The sequence below is a fragment of the Nocardia sp. NPDC020380 genome, from assembly GCF_044386975.1.
Classification (GTDB): Bacteria; Actinomycetota; Actinomycetes; order Mycobacteriales; family Mycobacteriaceae; genus Nocardia.
Genome location: NZ_JBIRVQ010000003.1, coordinates 96,959 through 114,883, shown reverse-complemented (window position 1 = coordinate 114,883; position 17,925 = coordinate 96,959). Strand labels below are relative to the sequence as shown.

Below are 17,925 nucleotides of genomic sequence, written 5' to 3'. Positions count from 1 at the left end.
GGCTGTGTCTGTCTCATGGCTGTGTCTGCCTGCCGGTGGTGAATCCACCTGCCGTGACGGTGATTTCGGTGCCCCGCCGATGCGGCGCGGCGGTCCCCTCCGCGCGCACGGTCTGCCCGTCCCGATGGGCCGCGAGCGCGAGTGCGTAGTTCTGTTCGTCGCCCAGTGCGACGGCCACCGTGCGTATGCCGTCGACGGCCGTGCCGTTGAGTTCGAGATTGCCCCGCACCTTGATTCGCCATCGGGCGCCGCCCGGATCGTCGGACAGGGCTATCACGTCGCCCTGCACGGCACCGGGGCCGCCGTCGCGTGATCGCTGGGCGCGGCTGCCGCTCGCGCGGGCGATGCGCCGCCCTGCGCCGGCCGGGTACCGCACCGTCGTGTCCTCGCGCGGCGCCCGCCATGACCAGTGGAACCCGAGTTCGAACGGGAGGTCGTACTCCGGCCCGGCCAGTTCGGCCAGCGCTGCGCATTCGGCATCCGAGACGCCCTGCCGGGCAATGTCTTCGATCGCCGAGCTCTCGGCGCTGTCCGCAATCCGGCGGAGGGCGGCGGCGATGTGCTGCATCCGCAGGGTGGTGCGCCTGCCGAGCGAATCCGGATCACCGTCCGTCATCGGGACGGAAACCTCCAGTGCGAGCTCATTGCTCAGTGCGAGCAGCGATTGCTCCAGCAGGGCGTGGACCGGACCCGGCATCGGGCTCCGCCGCGCGGGCGCCGGTTCACCGAGCACTTCGTGCGCACAGGCGACGACGAGGTCGCGCACCGCCAGTACGGTGTGGGCGCCCAGTGCGACCGTGATCGGATCGCCGTCACGTACCGCTCGATAGGACACGGTGTCCGCCGTCGGGGCGCTCATGTCGCGCCACACCGCGTCCGGTGACCGTTGCTCGGCGTCGGCGACGCAGCGGACCAGTTCACGCAGCCGGATCCCGGCATCGGCGACGGAGGTGCTGGGTGGTACCAGGACGTCGAAATCCTGCCGGGTCCAGATGGTCGCGGTACGCCAGCGCCCGCTGTCCACCCACCCGTGTACCCGCAGGTAGCCGGTGATGTCCGTGATGGCGGGGGTATTTCGCATGCCGCGGGTTATCCGGCGGGTAGCGCGGCGCTCTCGGTGACGAGTGCGCGCAGGCTCGCCGCGGTGAGGATATTGCTCATCGGAATCTTCACCCGCACATGACGCTTACGATCGGGTACGGGTATCGGCGTCCGATCCGCCAATGAGACGAAGTAGCCGATGTGCCTGAGTAGTAGACCGGCGGTGCGCAGGTCCGCGTAATGGGTTGCGCTGGCGGGAACATGAACGAGAAACAAGTACCGGGGTACCGTGAAATCCGGACCGGCCAGTCTGTTGTATTGCAGCTGGTCGAGATTGTCGAAATCGATGAGCCCTTGCCGGCCCTGCAGTTTGGCGATCGTCTTGACCTGCACCTCGATCCGCGGCGAGAAACCACGCGGCGTGCGTCCCGGCAGTTTCAGGCACAGATCGACGCCATCGAGATCGACATCATCCTGCGACCAGATCAACCCGGCCGCGGAAGCGAGTACGCGAATGTAATCGGCTCCGAACTTCCCCTGATGATTTCGTGTGTCGAGCACGAACCCTCCCCGACCGAAATCACTCCCACCTGCACTGCGGATCCAACTCTAGGGTCACTTCCCGATTACGGGATCTGAATCGGCAGAATTACCCGACAATAACTGCCGGTCGGTTTGCGAATTCCTTTATTCCTATTGGATATTACGGCTGGCAGGCGGCCCTGCGGTATCCAACCGGAGGCAGAGCCGCACGCGGCAGCCCGCTCGGCAGCACCGCCCGGGCCCTCCCGCTGATTCATCGGTAGCGTGTGAGCCATGAACGGTTTGCTGCACCGGATTCTGGATATTGCGCCGGTTTGGGTGTATCTGGTGGTCACCTTGCTGGTGTTTGCCGAGGATGCGGTGTTCATCGGGTTTGTGATACCCGGGGAGACGGCGGCGGTGATCGGTGGGGTGGCGGCCAGTCAAGGGCACGTGGAGCTTTGGCTGATGATCGTGCTCGTGGTGGCGGCGGCCATTGTGGGGGACAGTGTGGGGTATGAGGTGGGGAAGCACCTCGGGACTCGGGTGTTGCAGCTGTCGATACTGGAAAGGCATCGGGGGCGGCTGGATCGGGCTCAGGGGTATCTGGCTCGGCGTGGCGGGTGGGCGGTGTTCCTTGGGCGGTTCACGGCGTTTTTCCGGGCTGTGATGCCTGCCCTCGCGGGGACCTCTCGCATGCCCTACCGGCGGTTCCTGGTGTTCAATGCTTCGGGTGGAATCATTTGGGGCACAACGTTTGTGGTGCTCGGGTTCGTCGCGGGGCAGTCGTATGAAGCGGTGGCCAAGACCGTGGGGCGGGATATGGCCATCGGGGTCGCGGTCATCGTGGTGCTGGCGCTGATCGTGTGGAAGGTGCGGGAGGGGCGGCGGGAGCGGAAGATCGAAAACGATTACGAGGCAGCGCATCACGCCGAGTGATGGGCGGCGTGGTCGTGTTCGTAGCAGAGGCAGCGGACGCCGGTGGTGATCCATTCGCGGCCCGTCCAGTCGGGGCGGCGGGCCAGCAGGACGGCGGTCACCTCCTCGATGATCGTGTCCTCGGGCATGGACGAGTCACGGCGCAGCCAGGTTTCGTCGCGCAGTAGGCCGAGGTAGTCGCGGACGTCGGCGAGCAGGTCGGGGCCGCCGATATCACCGTGACCGGGGACCACCGTGCCGACCGGTTCGGCGGCCAGGCGGGTCATCAGGGACTGCCAGCGCAAGCCCGAGACATCCGTGTCGTGGGGCGGGAACCAGGGGAAGATCGCGAACTGGTGCGACTCCACCAGATCGCCGGTGAAGAGCACGTCGGCGTCGGGGATGCGGATGATCTGATCGCCCATGGTGTGGGCCTGGCCGGTGGCGCGGAGTTGCACGGTGCGGCCGCCCAGGTCGAGGTCGTAATCCGTGTCGTAGACGACATCCGGGTGTGCCAGCTGGACGCCCTCGAGGCGGCGGGCGACCGTCTCGCCGAGTCCGGCGAACATGCCGAGATAGCCGGGGCCACGGTTCTTCAGGTCGGTGGCCTGCGCGCTGTTGATCAGATAGGTGGCATGGCCGGCGAAAGTCTGTGCGCCGAAAGCATGTTCGGGGTGGAAGTGGGTCGTCGTCAGGTACAGGCGGCGGCCCGCCGCGTACTCGGTGGCGAAGGCCAGGACGGTTTCCGCATTGGCCGGGCCGATACCGGTATCCACGACGAGCACGGCCTCCCGGCCACCGATCACGCCGATATTCGGCACCAGGGGCCGACTGCCATCGGCCAGGACCACGAGATCCGGGGCGACCTCGCGCACCCGGTCGAGGCGCACCACGGGATCCGGAAGCTCCTGCGGGGGCAGATCGGCTGTTGTCACGTTGTTCTCCTTCGGCGCGTTCGAGGCTGTGCTCTCACCCTGCGCCGCAGGGGACCCGGGCGTCCAAGTCCGATTCTCTGCAGCCGATACCGGGCGGGTATCGTCGCCGGTGATGGAACTGCGGACCCTGCGCTACTTCGTGGCCGTGGCCGAGGAACTGCACTTCGGCCGCGCGGCCACCCGCCTGCATATGACCCAGCCGCCGTTGAGCCGCGCCATCCGGCAGCTCGAAATCGAGCTGGGATGCGAACTGCTGCAACGCTCTCCGACCGGCGTGGTGCTCACGCCCGCGGGTACGTCGCTGTACAAGGACGCGCGCGCACTACTGGCGCAGGCGGATCAGGCGCGCGCCCGGGCCGTCGCCGCAGCAGGCGCCGCGGTGCTCACCCTCGGCACCCTCGCCGACAGCGCCGAACAGGCCGGCGCGACACTCGCCGCCACCTTCCGCGAACGCCACCCCGGCGTAGAGATCCGCGTACACGAAGCCGACTTCACCGATCCCACAGCAGGTTTGCGCTCCGGCGCCGCCGATATCGCGCTCACCCGAACACCTTTCGACCGGACCGGCCTGACCCTGCGGGTACTGCACACCGACCCGATCGGCGTCGTATTGCGCAGCGACGACCCACTCGCCACCCACGCCAGCGTGCAACTCGAAGAACTTGCCGACCGCCCCTGGTTCCGGCTACCGGACGACACCGACAGCGCCTGGCGCGCCTTCTGGATGCCGCTCGGCAGCAGGACCGCCGACGGCCCCGTGGTCCGCACCATCCACGAATGCGTGCAAGCGGTGCTGTGGAACGGCACCATCGGACTGACCATGGTCGGCCACCGCATGCCGCCGGGACTCACGGTGATTCCCGTGGCGGACATGCCATCCAGCGATCTGGTACTCGCCTGGAATTCCGCCGACAACAATCCTCTGGTCCGTTCCTTCACCGATATTGCCGGAACCCTCTATCGCGCAAGGAATTAAGGGGTTTCGGCGATCGGCTCGGCGGCCGCGCCGCGCAGGCGGAACACCTGGTACAACACGATCGAGCACAGACACCCGGCGCTGATACCCGAACCCATGATCGTCGCCACCGGTCCCGGCAGACCGGCATAGAACGCGGGCGCCACCGTCGGCGTCATACCGACGAACAGCGACACACCCACGATCAGAGAATTGACCGGATCCCCGAGATCCGCCTTGGCCAACGTCCGGATGCCACCCGCGGCAACGGTTCCGAACAACACCAGTCCCGCACCACCCAGCACCGGCTTCGGCACCAGCTCCACCACACTGCTCGCCACCGGGAAGAACCCCAGCAGCACCAGCAACGCGCCACTCATGGCCACGATGTAGCGGCTGTACATGCGGCACAACGCAACCAGCCCGACATTCTGCGCGAACGCGCTACAGGCCAGCCCGCCCAGCGTCGCACTCAGCACGGTGCCGATACCGACCGACCGCAGTCCGTCGGCGAGCGTCCGCTCCTCGGCGGGCCGTTCCACGATCTCGCCCAGCGCCATCATGGTCGCGGTGCTCTCCGTCATCACCACCAGCATGGCGATACCCATCGACACGATCGCGCCGATCGTGAAATGCGGTGCGCCGAAATGGAACGGCGGCACGAACCCGAACGCGGCGGCGTGATAGAGCGGCGAGGTGTCCACCAGACCCAGCGGCCAGGCAATGAGCGACCCTGCCACCAACCCGATCAGCAAGGCCAGCTGCCGGGCGAAACCGCGCAGGAAACGATGCGCCAGCAACACCACCACCAGCGTCGCCGCGGCGGCCGCCAGATTCTTCATCGGCACACTCGACGAACCGTCGGCGCCCTCACCCGTGCCGTGGATCCAGCCCAGCGTGACCGGCAGCAGCGACAGGCCGATCAGCGTGATCACCGTGCCGCCCACCACCGGCGGGAAGAACCGCCTGAGCTTCGAAAAATAAGGCGCCGCAAGGGTTGCCAGCACACCCACCACCAGCGTCGCGCCGTAGACGGTGGGCAGCGCATCCGCGGGCGTCGTGGTCTTCACGATGGCCAGGGTCGGCGCGACGACCGCGAACGAGGCCCCGCACATGAGCGGCAGTCGCGACCCGAACCGCCACCAGCCCAATGCCTGCAACAAGGTCGCGAGCCCGGCGCTGAACAGCCCGGCGGTAATGAGCAGCCCCTGATCTTTCGGTCCGAGCCCGACCGCGGCGCCGATGATCAGCGGCGGCGCCACCACGCCGGCCAGCATCGCGGCAATGTGCTGCAGGCCGCCTGCGACGAGTTGCCAGGGGCGGGGCAACTCGTCGACCGGATGTCGTTCGAGGGCTGCAGGCTGCGCGTGGATCATGCGAGACTCTCCGCTTCGATAACGATTTTCGAGATACGGAACGTGAATTCCGCATCGCAAAAACGTAAGAGCGGTCACACAGGCATGTCAATGCGCATACCTCCATCGGGAGGATATATATCTGTCTACCGATAGCTTCTCCCACCTCACCCGAGCGGAACTACACGGGGACGATGGTCGCCACGATGGTGTGGATCTCGTGGTCCTGGACCACGAAGGTCTCGGTGATATCCACCGTCATGAGCCGGATCCCGAGCACGCCCGAGTCGAGCAGATAGCGAGCCGTCACCACATCGCCGTCCTCGGACATCCGGACATCCCGGATGTTCTGGATGACCGAGTACTGCACACCGGTATCGAGATCATGGGTCAACTGCGGTCCCGAGGTGCCGGTCTTCAACCCCGCCTCCACCCGGGTCGCATCGGGCGCGAACGGCACCGCGCTCGCATCGTGGCTGAGCAGGGCGTCGATGTAGGCGCGGGCGATGGCCTCACGCGGGGTGTCCGCAGGATTCGGTGCGGCGGCGGCGATTCCGGACCCGATATCGAGGGCCGCCGCGACCACCGCCGAGACAACTGCAACCCGTTTCATTTTCATCGGCACAGATTGACCCGAAACCCGCCCCGGCGCAAGCGGTTCCCGCGTCAACCGGTCACCGGATCAACCGGTAGCTGATTTATCTCAGGCTCCTTATATCAATAAGCTGATTGCCTGGGATATGCTCGGGCTGTGGAACCTTCGTTGCAGCAGGTCGGACAGGCGGTCAAACGACTGCAGTGGCGGCATCACCGGGAGGCCAATCGGCGGCTCGCGGATATCGGGCTGTCCATTGCGCAGTGGGATGTGCTGCGGAATCTGCACGAGCACCCGGACGCCTCGCTGCATGCGTTGGCGGAGTTGACTTTTCAGACCGATCAATCGATGGGGACCCTGGCTGCGCGCATGATCGATCGCGGGTTGCTCGAGCGGGTCGCCGGGCCGGGGCGGGCCGTGCGGCATCGATCGACCGCGGAAGGGGAACGTGTCCGGCGGGCGGGGGAGGCGATGATGGTCGAGGTGTTGCGGGATACCGTCGGACTGCTCGATGCGGGGGAGCGGGCGACGCTTTATCGGCTCTTGACGGCGGCTGCCGGGGAGTAGCGCGGAACGGCACTGGGAAGTCAACGTCTGTTGGCCTACAATTGTTGGCATGACCGATGAGCCTGCCCCGCGTCGCTCCGACGCCACCCGCGCGGCCATTCTCGACGCCGCCCGCCGCCGCTTCGCCGAGGACGGGTTCCGCAAGGCCACCATCCGGGCCATCGCCGCCGACGCCGGCATCGACCCCTCCATGGTCATGCGCTACTACGGCAACAAGGACGGCCTCTTCCTCGCCGCCGTCGACATCCACCTCGACCTCCCCGATCTCGGCGCGGCCGCACCCGATGCGCTCGGCGACCTGCTCATCCGCCGCTTCCTCGAACTCTGGGAACGACCACCCAGCAACGAGATCCTGCTGACCGTGCTGCGCTCCGCCGTCACCGACGAAACCTTCACCCAGCGCGCCCAGCAACTCTTCGCCGAACAGGTCGCCCCCGCCGTCCTCCGCATCGGCGACCCCGCCGACGCCCCGCGCCGCGCCGGCCTCATCGCCACCCAGATCCTCGGCCTCGCGCTCTGCCGGTACATTCTGCGACTGCCCCCGGTGGTCGCCCTCACTCAGGAGCAAGTGATCGCCGAGATCGCCCCGGCGATCCAGCGCTACCTCACTTCGGAACCGCCAAAGTTGTAGGCACTCCCGCCAATTCGGAACTGGTGTTCCACAGATCCTCCGCCTTCGCGAGGTCATAGGAATCCGCCGAGGACGGGATCTCCCGGCGACCCGAGAAGTACCTGCCCGTGACATCGGCCAGCGCCGGATCGAGCACCAGCCGCGCCAGCGACGCACCCGAACGACGCGGCGTATGCCAATTGAGACCGGGCACCACCGTCAACGCGGGCATGAGATACCGCCAGCCGAAAGCCAGCACACCCGGATAATCACGAGCCAGCCCCGTACCCGGCATGAGCCCGGGATCGAAGGCATTCACCGTGATTCGCGGCGCCTGCCCCGGCGTATCGAGCCGGCGCGCCAACTCGTACGTGGTGAGGACATTGCACAGCTTCGACGTGGTGTAGCGGCGGCGGCCCGCCGAACTCCCATCCGCGGCATCCTCGACCGGATGCGCGAGCTCCTGCGCACTCGTGTATTCCGGATCCGGCATGCCCGTCGGCTTACGCGGATCGTGAGTGTCACTGGCCACGAACACGATCCGGCCCGGCGCCGGCAACTGCGGCAGCAACTCCCGCACCAGCAGGAAATGCGCGAGATGATTGACCCCGAACGTCTCCTCGAAACCGTCGGCGGTCCACCGCAAGCCGGAAGGGATCTGAATCCCCGCATTGCACACCACCGCATGCAACGGCGGCAGCCCGAGCCGGGGGAGACCGGCGGCGAACCGGCGCACCTCGGCGAGCGAACCCAGATCCAGCACCGCCCCGGCCGCATGCGCACCCAGCCGCCGGGCCGCCGCCTCGACGGCCGCACTCCCGCGTCCGGTGACGAGCACCTGCCAGCCGTCATCGGCGGCCAGGATCGCCTCGGCGGCACGGAACCCGAGACTGCCGGTACCGCCGGTGATCAATACGGTGCGATAGGGCGCGGCCATACTGTCGTCCTTCCCCCGGGGAACCGGCCCGGCGATCACGCCGAAACCAATTCCTTCGTACGCTGCTCGGGCTTTTCTTCCTGCGTGCCTTCGATATTCACCCTCGGCAGGATCGCATCGAGCTTGCGCGGCAGCCACCAGGCATACCGGCCCAGCAGTGCCAGTATTGCCGGGACCAAGGTCAGGCGCACCGCGAAGGCATCGATCAGCACACCGGCCGCCAAGGCGAACGCAATCGGCTTGATCAGGGCATCATCGGTCGGAACGAACGAGGCGAAGACCACGACCATGATAGTGGCCGCCGCCGTCACCACCCGCGCATTGTGCCGCGCGCCTTCGATGATCGAAGCCGCCGGATCACCGGTCCGCGTCCACTGCTCGCGAATACCGGACACCAGGAACACCTCGTAATCCATGGCCAGGCCGAACAGAACGCCCACCAGGATGATCGGCAGGAAACTCACCACCGGACCCAGCCGGGAAACGCCGAAAAGATCTGCGGCCCAACCCCATTGGAACACCGCCACAGTCATACCCAGCGCGGCCGCGACCGACAACAGGAAGGTGAGCGCCGCCTTCACCGGCACAGCGATCGACCGGAACACCACGATCAGCAACAGCAGACTGAGGCCGACCACGATCCCCAGGAACGGGACCAGTGAAGCCGAAAGACGTTGCGAGACATCGATGGTGACAGCGGTATCACCGGTGACCGCCACCCGCGCTCCGGGAACCGAACCCGGAATATCGCCGCGAATCGAATGCACCAGATCGGCCGTCTGCTGCGTCTCCGGAGCAGTCGACGGCACCACCATCACAATCGATTGACCAGCAGTCCGCGTGGCCTGCGGCGGTGCGACGAGTGCGACATTCGGCAGCTTCCGCACCGACGCCGCCACCGACTGCGCCGCCTGCGCGCCACCATCCACCACAACGACCAGCGGACCGTTGAACCCGGCCCCGAACTTCTCGGCAATCGTGTCGTAGGCCTCCCGCTGACCACTACCGATCGCAGCAGAACCGTTGTCGGGCAATGCCATTCGCAGCGCGGTGACAGGCGCGGCCAGCATTGCCAGCGCAGCGACCACGGCCAGCACGGTGACCACCGGCCGTCTGGTAACCAATCGTGCCCATCGCGCGCCCATGACATCCGAGCCTGCGGCAGCCCGCGACCGAGAGATGCCGCTGAACCGAGCGATGCCGCTGAACCGAGCGATGCCGCTGAACCGAGCGATGCCGCTGAACCGAGCGATGCTGCTCAACCGAGCGATGCTGCTCAAGCGCGCGGCTGCACTGTCCGATCCCGCGGCAGCACTGTTCGAGCCCGCGGTGACGGCGATTGCGCGTGTGGTGACGTTGTTCGCCCGTGCGGCAACGCCGTTCGTGCGTGCGGTAACGCCGTTCGGGCCGGTCGGCGGCCCGTTCGGGCCTGTGCTCGTCGCGCGTTGGTGCGCCCGCGATCCCACGCGGGGCCGCAGCCGCTCACCGGAGAATCCGGCCAGGGCGGGCAGGAGGGTGGTGGCCACGGCGACGGCGACCAGCACCGCGCCGGACGCGGCCAGGCCCATGACCGTGAGGAACGGGATGCCGATCACGCTGAGTGCCGCCAAGGCGATGATCACGGTCGCGCCCGCGAATACCACCGCGCTGCCCGCCGTCGCATTCGCTTGTGCCGCAGACTCTCTCGGCGTGAGCCCGGCCGCCAGCTGCGATCGATGCCGGGACAGGATGAACAATGCGTAGTCGATGCCGACCGCTAAGCCCAGCATGAGTGCCAAGGTCAGCGCGGTGGAGGACACCGACACCACCGAGCTCAGGGTGAGCAGTCCGCCCACGGTGATGCCGACGCCGAAAATGGCTGACAGCAAAGGCATTCCAGCCGCCAGCAGCGATCCGAAGGTGATGAACAGCACCAGTACCGCCACCGCCAGGCCGATGCCTTCGGTGATGCCCGGATGCATCTGCCCCACGCCGTAAGCGGATCCGCCGACCGATACGTCCAGTCCGGCGTCGCGTGCGGAGGTCGCGGATTGTTCGACGGCGGTGCGCGCCGCATCGGTCACCTGGGAGCGGTCACCCGTGAAATGCACCATCGCCACGGCCGTCCGCTGATCGGCGGAGATCGTGCCGGTCTGCTGTGGTGTGGTGACCCCGGCCGCGCCGGGCGCGGTCCCCGCGACTTCGAGGGTGTGCTGAATGGCCGCCGTATATGGGGTTTCGGTGATGCGATGCCCCGGCGGCGCGGTGAACACCAGTTGTGCCGTGGCCCCGGCGGCCTCCGGCGCGGACTTCTCCAAAGTGTCCAGCGCCTGCTGTGATTCGGCCCCGGGCACGGTGAATCGGTCGTCGAGGTGGCCGCCGGCGGTGGCGACGCCGCCGATCAGGGCGATCAGCAGGACTGTCCATACGGCGAGGACCACGCGGCGGCGCCGGAAGGCGAGATCTCCCAGTCGCCCCAGAAATCCGCTCATCGGCGTCTCCTTCGAATGCGGGCATGAATGTGGGCAGGCGTGAACTTTATGGGTGTTAACTTGCCACGCAATCTGTACAGGTGTCAACATTGACTTCGTGACCAGCTCCGACGATGCAGCTCAGCGACCGGTTCGCGAAGGTCCCTACCACCACGGCGACCTGCGCAATGCCCTCGTGCAGGCCTCCGCGCAACTGGCCGAGATCGGCGGCCCCAGCGCCGTCACGGTCCGCGCCGCCGCCCGCGCGGTCGGCGTCACCGCCACCGCCGCCTACCGGCACTTCACCAACCACGAGGAACTCCTCACCGCCGTCTGCGAGCAAGCCGAACAGGCCCTGTTCGAAGCGCTCAGCAGCGCCATGGAAAGCGTTCCCCCGCAAGCCGATCCGACCGCCACCGCCATCGCGCAGCTGGCCACCGCCGGCCGCGCCTACATCGAATACGCCGACCGCGAGCGCGGACTCTTCCGCACCGCCTTCTGCATCGGCGAGATCGACGTCGAGAAGGACGTACGCGAGGACCCGATCTTCGCGCTGCTCGCCACCGGCCTCGACGGCCTGGTCGCCGTCGGCTTCATGGACCCGCGGCAGCGCCCGGGCGCCGAATTCACCGGCTGGGCCGCCGTGCACGGGCTGGCCGGGCTCATCGTCGACGGTCCGCTCGCCGACGTCTCCGACGAGGAACGCGAGGCCGCCATCCGGCACGCGGTCGCCACCGTGCTGCGCGGATTCGCCACCGGCCCGCACGCCGAACCGTACCGATCCACCGACCCGCACATCGCCCTCGACGCCTGACGCCGACCTTCCGCACGTGAAACGCTCTGCGTTCACCGGTGTGTCGTGTGTCCGTAAGCTGGCCGCGTTTTGATGACGACGATGCCGGCGTGCTCGACGACGCCGACGGACTCACGCTCGACGCCCCACGAACTCACGCTGACAAGGTTGCCTGGATGTTGAATCCCCCCGGCCTGCTGCCTCGCACGGGCATTCCGGCTCATCTCGCCGCGCACATGACCATGGACGAGCAGTACGACTGGCACCGCTCCTTCCTGAAACGACACCGCGTGAGCCGGCGGACCTTTCTCCGGGGCAGCACCGCCGCGGCCATGGCGGCCGGATTCGCCGGCGTCTTCAGCCAGGTCGCCTACGCCGACGACGCACCCCTCGCGGTCGGCGGCCGGCATGTCGGCTTCGGCCCGGATGCGGCCAGCCAGCTGCGCTTTTCGGGTCAGCTGTCACGAAACCCGGGCTCCGGCAAGGTCTTCCTCGACCACGGCCCCACCCCCGCGCTCGGCGGCACCATCGAAGCCGAGGTACGCAACCTGGTCACCCAGGTGCCGCGCACCGACGGGGGAGTGCTGGCCGCGGAACAGTTCTACGTGCACGCACCCGTCGACGGCCTGCCCGGCCGCCTGCCGCACTTCTACCGCTGGCGCACCTCCGACGGCTATGTGGGCGAAGTGGTTTCGGCCAGTCCCGCCATGCCCAGCTCCCGCGCCGCCCTGCTGCCCTTCCGCTTCACCATGATGGGCGACCAGGGCATCGACGAAACCCCGAAGCAGCCCGAGGGCATGCCCGCCGGCGCCTACCGCAACAAATACGGCCAGGGCGATGCGCCCGGCGCCCGCAACATGGAGAACATCCAGCGCCAGATCGTCGCCAACAACCCGGACTTCCACATTCTCGCGGGCGATATCTGCTACGCCGACACCTCGCATGGCGGCGGCCCGGACTGGTTCGTGCCCAGTGGCGCCGCGCCCAATGACAAGATCGACGCCTACAACCCCTTCACCTGGGACTACTACTTCCAGGCCATCGAGAACAGCGCCGCCCGGGTGCCGTGGATGTTCACCACCGGCAACCACGATATGGAAGCCGTCTACGGTACCCACGGCTACGGCGGCATCATGTCCCGCCTGGACCTGCCCGGCGGCGGCCCGGCCGGCTGCCCCTCGGTGTACTCCTTCACCTACGGGAACGTGGCCATTCTTTCCCTGGACGCCAACGAGGTCAGCTACCAGGTGCAGGCCAACCTCGGCTATTCCGGTGGGGCACAGACCAGTTGGGTGGACCAGACCCTCGGGCAGTACCGCGCCGACCCGAACATCGACTTCATCGTGTGCTTCTTCCATGAATGCGCCTACGCCACCGGCATCGGCGGCGCCAGTGACGGCGGCGTGCGCGGCGCCTGGGCGGACCTGTTCGACAAGCACAAGGTCGACCTCGTGCTGCAGGGCCACAACCACAACTTCGAGCGCACCGACCCGATCCGCGGCGGGCAACCCGTCAAACCGGCGCCCGACAATTCGATCGTCTACCCCGACACCGACGGCACCGTCTACTACGTGGTCGGTGGCGGCGGCGCGGTGCACGGCACCTTCGCGGCCGGCGAAACCTACCGGGGCCACGAGAATCCCGACACCTTCGTGCCCGGCAGCACGCTGTGGGGTTCCGACGGCAAGGACCGGAAAGAGGACGCCAACTGGTCCCGGGTGCGGTATGCGCGCTACTCGTTCATCCGCGTGGATGTGCGGCCCGGCGTCTTCTCCAGTGAGATGGATGTGACCGCCGTCGACGAGAACGGCCAGGAATTCGACAAGGTCACCTATCGGCGCCTGGTGACGCGATAGCAACTCTTGACGGTTCGAAAGAACACGTTCACACTACCAATCGGTAACAGGACAATAGTGTCCGGTTGTGGTCAGTGGGCTCTGACCAGCGTCTTCTCGACGCCCGTGATGGAGGGGAACTCTGGAGTTGAGAAAAACACAAGGACGTGTTCCATTGGCAACCGCTATGGCCGCGTTCGCGCTGGTGGCTGCCCCGTCGGCGATCTGCGCACCACAGGCCGGGGCCGCACCGGACGCGTTCTACGAATACACCGGCGCCACACCGTTATCCGCGTTCGAACCTGGCACCGTCCTGGATACCCGGACCATTCCGTATCACGTGGCCGGCCTCCCGGCCCCAGTCACCGCGGTCCAGCTGCTCTACCGCACCACCGACGCACAGCAGCGACCCACCGTCAATGTCACCTCCGTGCTGGTGCCGCCCGGCGGTAACCCCGCCAAAGCCATTGCCTACCAATCCTTCTACGACTCCCTCAACCCCGAGGACAGTCCCTCCCGCGCCATCGCCGGCGACGTCTCCTTCGGCGGCCTGGTCAACACCTCGGAAGCCGCGCTGATCGCACCGTCGCTGGCACAGGGCTATTCGGTGATCGTCGCCGACACCGAGGGCCAGCAGGCCGATTTCGCCGCCGGACCCGAGTACGGCATGAACACCCTCGACTCGATCCGCGCCGCCACCCACTCACCCGACACCGGGCTGAACCCGGGCACCCGGATCGGCATGATCGGATACTCGGGCGGCGCGATCGCCACCGACTGGGCCGCGGCCCTCGCACCCAGCTACGCCCCGGACGTGAATGATCAACTGGTCGGCGCGGCCGAGGGCGGCGTGCTGGTCAATCCGGCCCGCAACCTCTCCTACGTCAGCGGCAGCACCGGCTGGTCCGGCGTCGCGGCCATGGCGGTCATCGGCATCGCCCGCTCCTACGATGTCGACTTCGCGCCCTACCTGAACCCGCACGGCGCCCAGATCATCGACAAGCTGCGGTACGCCTCGATCGCCAACGTGCTCTTCCAGTACCCGGGGCTCACGTGGCAGCAGCTCGCGAAGCCCGAGTACGCCGATCCCAACAGCGTGCCGCCGTTCGTGGACGCCGTCCGCAAGATCGACCTTGGGCTCGCGCCCACCCCGACCATCCCGATGTTCATCGGCCAGGGCGCCAACGGCGTGCTGGAGGGCACCGACGGCGGCAGGCGCGGCATCGGCCCCGGTGACGGTGTCATGGTCGCCGGTGACGTGCGCGCCCTCGCCAACCAGTACTGCGATACCGGCAACCCGGCCATCGAATACCAGCAGTACGACCTGCTCAGCCACGTTCCGGCCATGGCCCCGTGGATGCCGGCGGCCCTGCTCTGGATCGACGACCGGTTCGCCGGGCAGGCCGCTCCGGGCAACTGCGGCAGTATCGCACCCGGAAATCCCCTCACCCCGGAACTGTGACGAGCCGATCCTGCTGCACCGCAGCATGATTCGCGGGCCGGTACTGCCAATCCGAGCAGTGCCGGCCCGCCGGTCCGAGAGGCCCTGCGAGCCGTATGACGGCGCGGCGCATACTAGGTGCCGTGGTACAGATCGAAACACCGCTGCACATGAGCAGTTTGGTGACCTCATGGCGGTGGGACACCTCGACTGTGCTGGTCACCGCGCTGCTCGCCCTCGTCTACGCAGGTTGCTGGGTCAAGGCCCGGCGCAACGGCGCGGAGCTGCCCGTCCGGCGGGCCGTCACCTTCGGGGTGGCGGGCCTGGGCATATGGCTACTGACGGGCATCAGCCTCATCGGCGTCTACTCCGACACCCTGTTCTGGGTGCGCGCGCTGCAGATCCTGCTGCTGCTGTACCTGGTGCCGTTCGCGCTCGCCGCGGGCGCGCCCATGACCGTGCTGCGCGAGGCTCTGCCGCCGCGCGCCCGGGAACGCATGGACGCGGCGCTGTCCGGATCCGTCGCGCGCTTCCTCACCTATCCGGCGGTGCCGTCGCTGCTGATCCTGGCGCTGCCGTGGGTGCTGCTGATGTCGCCCTGGCTCGAGGCGGTATTGCGGCACGGTGGAATCGATGCGTTCACCCGAATCCTGTTGGTGGTCATCGGGTTCCTCTACTTCTATTCGCGCCTGCAGGTCGATCCGACGCCGAAACATGTGAATCAGGGTTTCTCGGTGCTCATCACGATCGGGGAGTCCATCGCCGACGGCATTCTCGGCATCGTGCTGTGGCTGGGCCCGCTGGTGGGCGGCGGGTATTACGAATCCCTGGGCCGCGCCTGGGGGCCCGATCTGCACACGGATCAGACGATCGGCGCGGGCATCCTGTGGCTGCTGGGAGACTTTCTCGGCCTGATCTATGCCCTGGTCGTCATGCGGGCCTGGAATGCGGACGAGCGCCGCAAGGCCCGGGAACTCGATGCGGAACTGGATGCCGAGGAAGTGCGGGCGAAGGCCGGAAAGGTCAGCGCGCGCAGGGGATTCGCGGTCGAAGAGGATTCGGCGCCGGCGACCACGGGATTGTGGTGGGAGAACGATCCGCAATTGCGGGACCGTTTCCGCCGCTGAGCGTGTGGCGCGCCTCGAACAGTCGTGTGTGGTGCGCCACAAAATCGGCGAGCCGGTGATATCGGCTATTAAAAGAGCTTCTCAGCTACTTTTCAGTAACGAATTGTTGGACACTCGACTAGGGCGGCCGAAGGTGTCCCCCACCTCCGACAATGCGTAGCTTTGCGCCGTATGAAAGTCCTGAGAAGAATGAAGTTCAGCAAATTTGCCGCGACCTCAATCATGGCTATCGCGGCCCTCGGCATCGCCAGCGGAACCTCGCACGCCGATCCTGCCCCGCTGCCTGTCATCCCCGACCTCCTCGGCGGCATCGATCAGGGCATCGCCCAGGTCGCCCCCGGCATCCACTGGAACACCCACATCGAAGGCGATTCCGTGGTCGTCGACACCGACGCCGGCTCACTCGACACCGCCGACAATCAGTTCCAGGTGCGCGACAACCAGGGCAATGTCGTCGCGGGCTTTCCGATGAGCTACACGCTCGGCGATCTCGAATACCCGATCGGCGTCGCCATCGACGGCCTGCACGCCGTGCTGACGCCCAGCAAGGACCCGGCCGCCGCGCATCCGTCCGGCCTGCTGCACGACGTCGCGAACCAGAAGGCCTTCGACGACGCTCTCTCGGCTGCCGCGACCCAGTACGGCATCATCACCGCCATCGGCACCCTGGTCGGCACCATCGTCGGCGCGGTCGGCGGCTGCGCGCTCGGGCTGCTGCCGGGCATGGTCGTGGGCGTCGTGTTCCTCGGCCTGGGCCCGATCGGCGGTTGTATCGCCGGTGCGGTGGCCGGCGGCGCGATCGGCGGCATGGCCGGGCTGATCATCACCGGTGTGGTCGCCGCGGTCGTCGTCGGCATCGGCTTCTTCAACCGCATCAACGATCCAGCCAATCAGTAGCCGGAACGTCTAATTTGCCAGTGGGCTGCCCCGCACTGTTCAAGTGTGGGGAAGCCCACTTTTTTATGCGCTGCATTGTTGCTAGCGGGGGTGATCGAAAGGGTTTTTATCATCTCTTTACGAAAAATATAAGCGAACTTGCGATTCGAGCACGGTTAAGCAACATTTCTGCAACATTTGCCGAGGACTCTCTAGTCGGGTGCTCGATGAGGACCTCGCTCCCAAGCAAGGGTTGCTCCCACTGAAGAAAGCGCGAGTTTTTCTGATGAAGTTCAAGAAGTTTGCCGTCACCTCGGCTCTGGCCATCGCTGCTCTGGGTATCACCGCCGGCACCGCCAATGCGGATCCCGCCGCGGCCGGCCCCGGAATCCACTGGAACACCAAGCTCGAGGGTCAGTCGGTGGTCTTGAACACCGACCTGGGTTCGCTGGACGCCGCCAACGGCCAGTTCGAGGTGCGCGACACCCAGGGCGCCCTGGTCACCTCCTTCCCGCTGAGCTTCGTGACCACCGGCGACGGCCTGGCCCACCCGGTCGACGCCCAGATCGACGGCAATACCGCCACCCTCACCCCGGACATGAACCCGGCCGACGCCTCCCCGGCGCCCGTCCTGCACGATGTGGCCAACCAGGCCGACCAGGACGCGGCCTTCTCCGCCGCGGTCAACGAGCTCGGCCTCGCCAGCTCCATCGGCACCCTGATCGGCACCCTGGTCGGTGGCGTCGCGGGCTGCGTCATCGGCGCCGCGGGCGGTGCGGTGCTCGGCGTCGCCGTCCTCTCGGTGCCGACCGGCATCGCGGGCTGCGTCGCGGGCGCGGCCATCGGCATCCCGCTGGGCGCCGCCGCGGGCCTGATCATCGCCGGTGTGCCCACCCTCGTCGTGGTCGGCATCCAGCTGGCCCAGCGCCTGAGCGCGCCGGACTCCACCCCGGCAGCTTCCTGAGCAC

The 17,925-nt window shown here is 67.1% G+C and carries 17 protein-coding genes; 10 read left to right on the top strand and 7 right to left on the bottom strand.

Going from position 1 to position 17,925, the window contains the following annotated elements; all coding sequences use genetic code 11:
• Nucleotides 1-13: 13 nt before the first annotated feature.
• The gene (locus ACH438_RS07975) at nucleotides 14-1,081 is read right to left on the bottom strand and encodes a hypothetical protein (protein WP_397002531.1); all 1,068 of its coding nucleotides are present in this window, start codon (nucleotides 1,079-1,081) and stop codon (nucleotides 14-16) included.
• An 8-nt stretch (nucleotides 1,082-1,089) separates the two neighbouring features.
• Nucleotides 1,090-1,602: a DUF4365 domain-containing protein gene (locus ACH438_RS07970; RefSeq protein ID WP_397002529.1), complete on the bottom strand. Its 513-nt coding sequence runs from the start codon at nucleotides 1,600-1,602 to the stop codon at nucleotides 1,090-1,092.
• Nucleotides 1,603-1,857: 255 nt separating this feature from the next.
• Between ACH438_RS07970 and ACH438_RS07965 the strand changes: the two genes are divergently transcribed.
• Nucleotides 1,858-2,502 carry a DedA family protein gene (locus tag ACH438_RS07965; RefSeq protein ID WP_397002527.1) on the top strand — a complete coding sequence of 215 codons (645 nt, stop codon included), beginning with the start codon at nucleotides 1,858-1,860 and terminating at the stop codon, nucleotides 2,500-2,502.
• Here the strand turns inward: ACH438_RS07965 and ACH438_RS07960 are convergent.
• Nucleotides 2,490-3,416, bottom strand: a complete 927-nt coding sequence (locus ACH438_RS07960) for an MBL fold metallo-hydrolase (RefSeq protein WP_397002525.1) — start codon at nucleotides 3,414-3,416, stop codon at nucleotides 2,490-2,492. The two genes, ACH438_RS07965 and ACH438_RS07960, sit on opposite strands and share 13 nt — an antisense overlap.
• A gap of 112 nt (nucleotides 3,417-3,528) precedes the next feature.
• Between ACH438_RS07960 and ACH438_RS07955 the strand changes: the two genes are divergently transcribed.
• Entirely contained in the window at nucleotides 3,529-4,392 is an 864-nt protein-coding gene (locus tag ACH438_RS07955) for a LysR substrate-binding domain-containing protein (RefSeq protein WP_397002523.1), read from the top strand.
• Here the strand turns inward: ACH438_RS07955 and ACH438_RS07950 are convergent.
• Nucleotides 4,389-5,747, bottom strand: coding sequence for a nucleobase:cation symporter-2 family protein (locus ACH438_RS07950; protein WP_397002521.1), 1,359 nt, complete (start codon nucleotides 5,745-5,747; stop codon nucleotides 4,389-4,391). The genes ACH438_RS07955 and ACH438_RS07950 overlap by 4 nt on opposite strands.
• Nucleotides 5,748-5,907: 160 nt before the next feature.
• Nucleotides 5,908-6,345 carry a hypothetical protein gene (locus ACH438_RS07945; RefSeq protein WP_397002519.1) on the bottom strand — a complete coding sequence of 146 codons (438 nt, stop codon included), beginning with the start codon at nucleotides 6,343-6,345 and terminating at the stop codon, nucleotides 5,908-5,910.
• 132 nt (nucleotides 6,346-6,477) lie between these two features.
• Between ACH438_RS07945 and ACH438_RS07940 the strand changes: the two genes are divergently transcribed.
• On the top strand, nucleotides 6,478-6,888 hold the full coding sequence (locus ACH438_RS07940; RefSeq protein WP_397002517.1) for a MarR family winged helix-turn-helix transcriptional regulator: 411 nt from the start codon (nucleotides 6,478-6,480) through the stop codon (nucleotides 6,886-6,888).
• Between the two features lie 49 nt (nucleotides 6,889-6,937).
• Nucleotides 6,938-7,519, top strand: a complete 582-nt coding sequence (locus ACH438_RS07935) for a TetR family transcriptional regulator (protein ID WP_397002515.1) — start codon at nucleotides 6,938-6,940, stop codon at nucleotides 7,517-7,519.
• Here the strand turns inward: ACH438_RS07935 and ACH438_RS07930 are convergent.
• Together ACH438_RS07930 and ACH438_RS07925 are read right to left on the bottom strand one after the other, a co-directional pair.
• Nucleotides 7,494-8,435 (bottom strand): SDR family NAD(P)-dependent oxidoreductase, encoded by a 942-nt coding sequence (locus tag ACH438_RS07930; RefSeq protein WP_397002513.1) that lies wholly within the window; start codon nucleotides 8,433-8,435, stop codon nucleotides 7,494-7,496. The genes ACH438_RS07935 and ACH438_RS07930 overlap by 26 nt on opposite strands.
• 35 nt (nucleotides 8,436-8,470) lie before the next feature.
• A complete protein-coding gene (locus ACH438_RS07925; RefSeq protein WP_397002511.1) occupies nucleotides 8,471-10,906 on the bottom strand; it encodes an MMPL family transporter in 2,436 nt (811 codons plus the stop codon).
• A gap of 97 nt (nucleotides 10,907-11,003) precedes the next feature.
• On the opposite strand from ACH438_RS07925, the gene ACH438_RS07920 reads away from it, so the two are divergent.
• The 6 genes from ACH438_RS07920 (at nucleotide 11,004) to ACH438_RS07895 (ending at nucleotide 17,921) form a co-directional block, all read left to right on the top strand.
• The gene (locus ACH438_RS07920; protein WP_397002509.1) at nucleotides 11,004-11,699 is read left to right on the top strand and encodes a TetR/AcrR family transcriptional regulator; all 696 of its coding nucleotides are present in this window, start codon (nucleotides 11,004-11,006) and stop codon (nucleotides 11,697-11,699) included.
• A gap of 155 nt (nucleotides 11,700-11,854) precedes the next feature.
• Nucleotides 11,855-13,534 carry a metallophosphoesterase gene (locus ACH438_RS07915; protein WP_397002507.1) on the top strand — a complete coding sequence of 560 codons (1,680 nt, stop codon included), beginning with the start codon at nucleotides 11,855-11,857 and terminating at the stop codon, nucleotides 13,532-13,534.
• A gap of 166 nt (nucleotides 13,535-13,700) precedes the next feature.
• Nucleotides 13,701-14,975 (top strand): lipase family protein, encoded by a 1,275-nt coding sequence (locus ACH438_RS07910; RefSeq protein WP_397003688.1) that lies wholly within the window; start codon nucleotides 13,701-13,703, stop codon nucleotides 14,973-14,975.
• 122 nt (nucleotides 14,976-15,097) lie between these two features.
• Nucleotides 15,098-16,081 carry a cytochrome c oxidase assembly protein gene (locus tag ACH438_RS07905; protein ID WP_397002505.1) on the top strand — a complete coding sequence of 328 codons (984 nt, stop codon included), beginning with the start codon at nucleotides 15,098-15,100 and terminating at the stop codon, nucleotides 16,079-16,081.
• Nucleotides 16,082-16,303: 222 nt separating this feature from the next.
• Nucleotides 16,304-16,978 carry a hypothetical protein gene (locus ACH438_RS07900; protein WP_397002503.1) on the top strand — a complete coding sequence of 225 codons (675 nt, stop codon included), beginning with the start codon at nucleotides 16,304-16,306 and terminating at the stop codon, nucleotides 16,976-16,978.
• 265 nt (nucleotides 16,979-17,243) lie between these two features.
• A complete protein-coding gene (locus ACH438_RS07895; RefSeq protein ID WP_397002501.1) occupies nucleotides 17,244-17,921 on the top strand; it encodes a hypothetical protein in 678 nt (225 codons plus the stop codon).
• The last annotated feature ends 4 nt before the right edge of the window (nucleotides 17,922-17,925 follow it).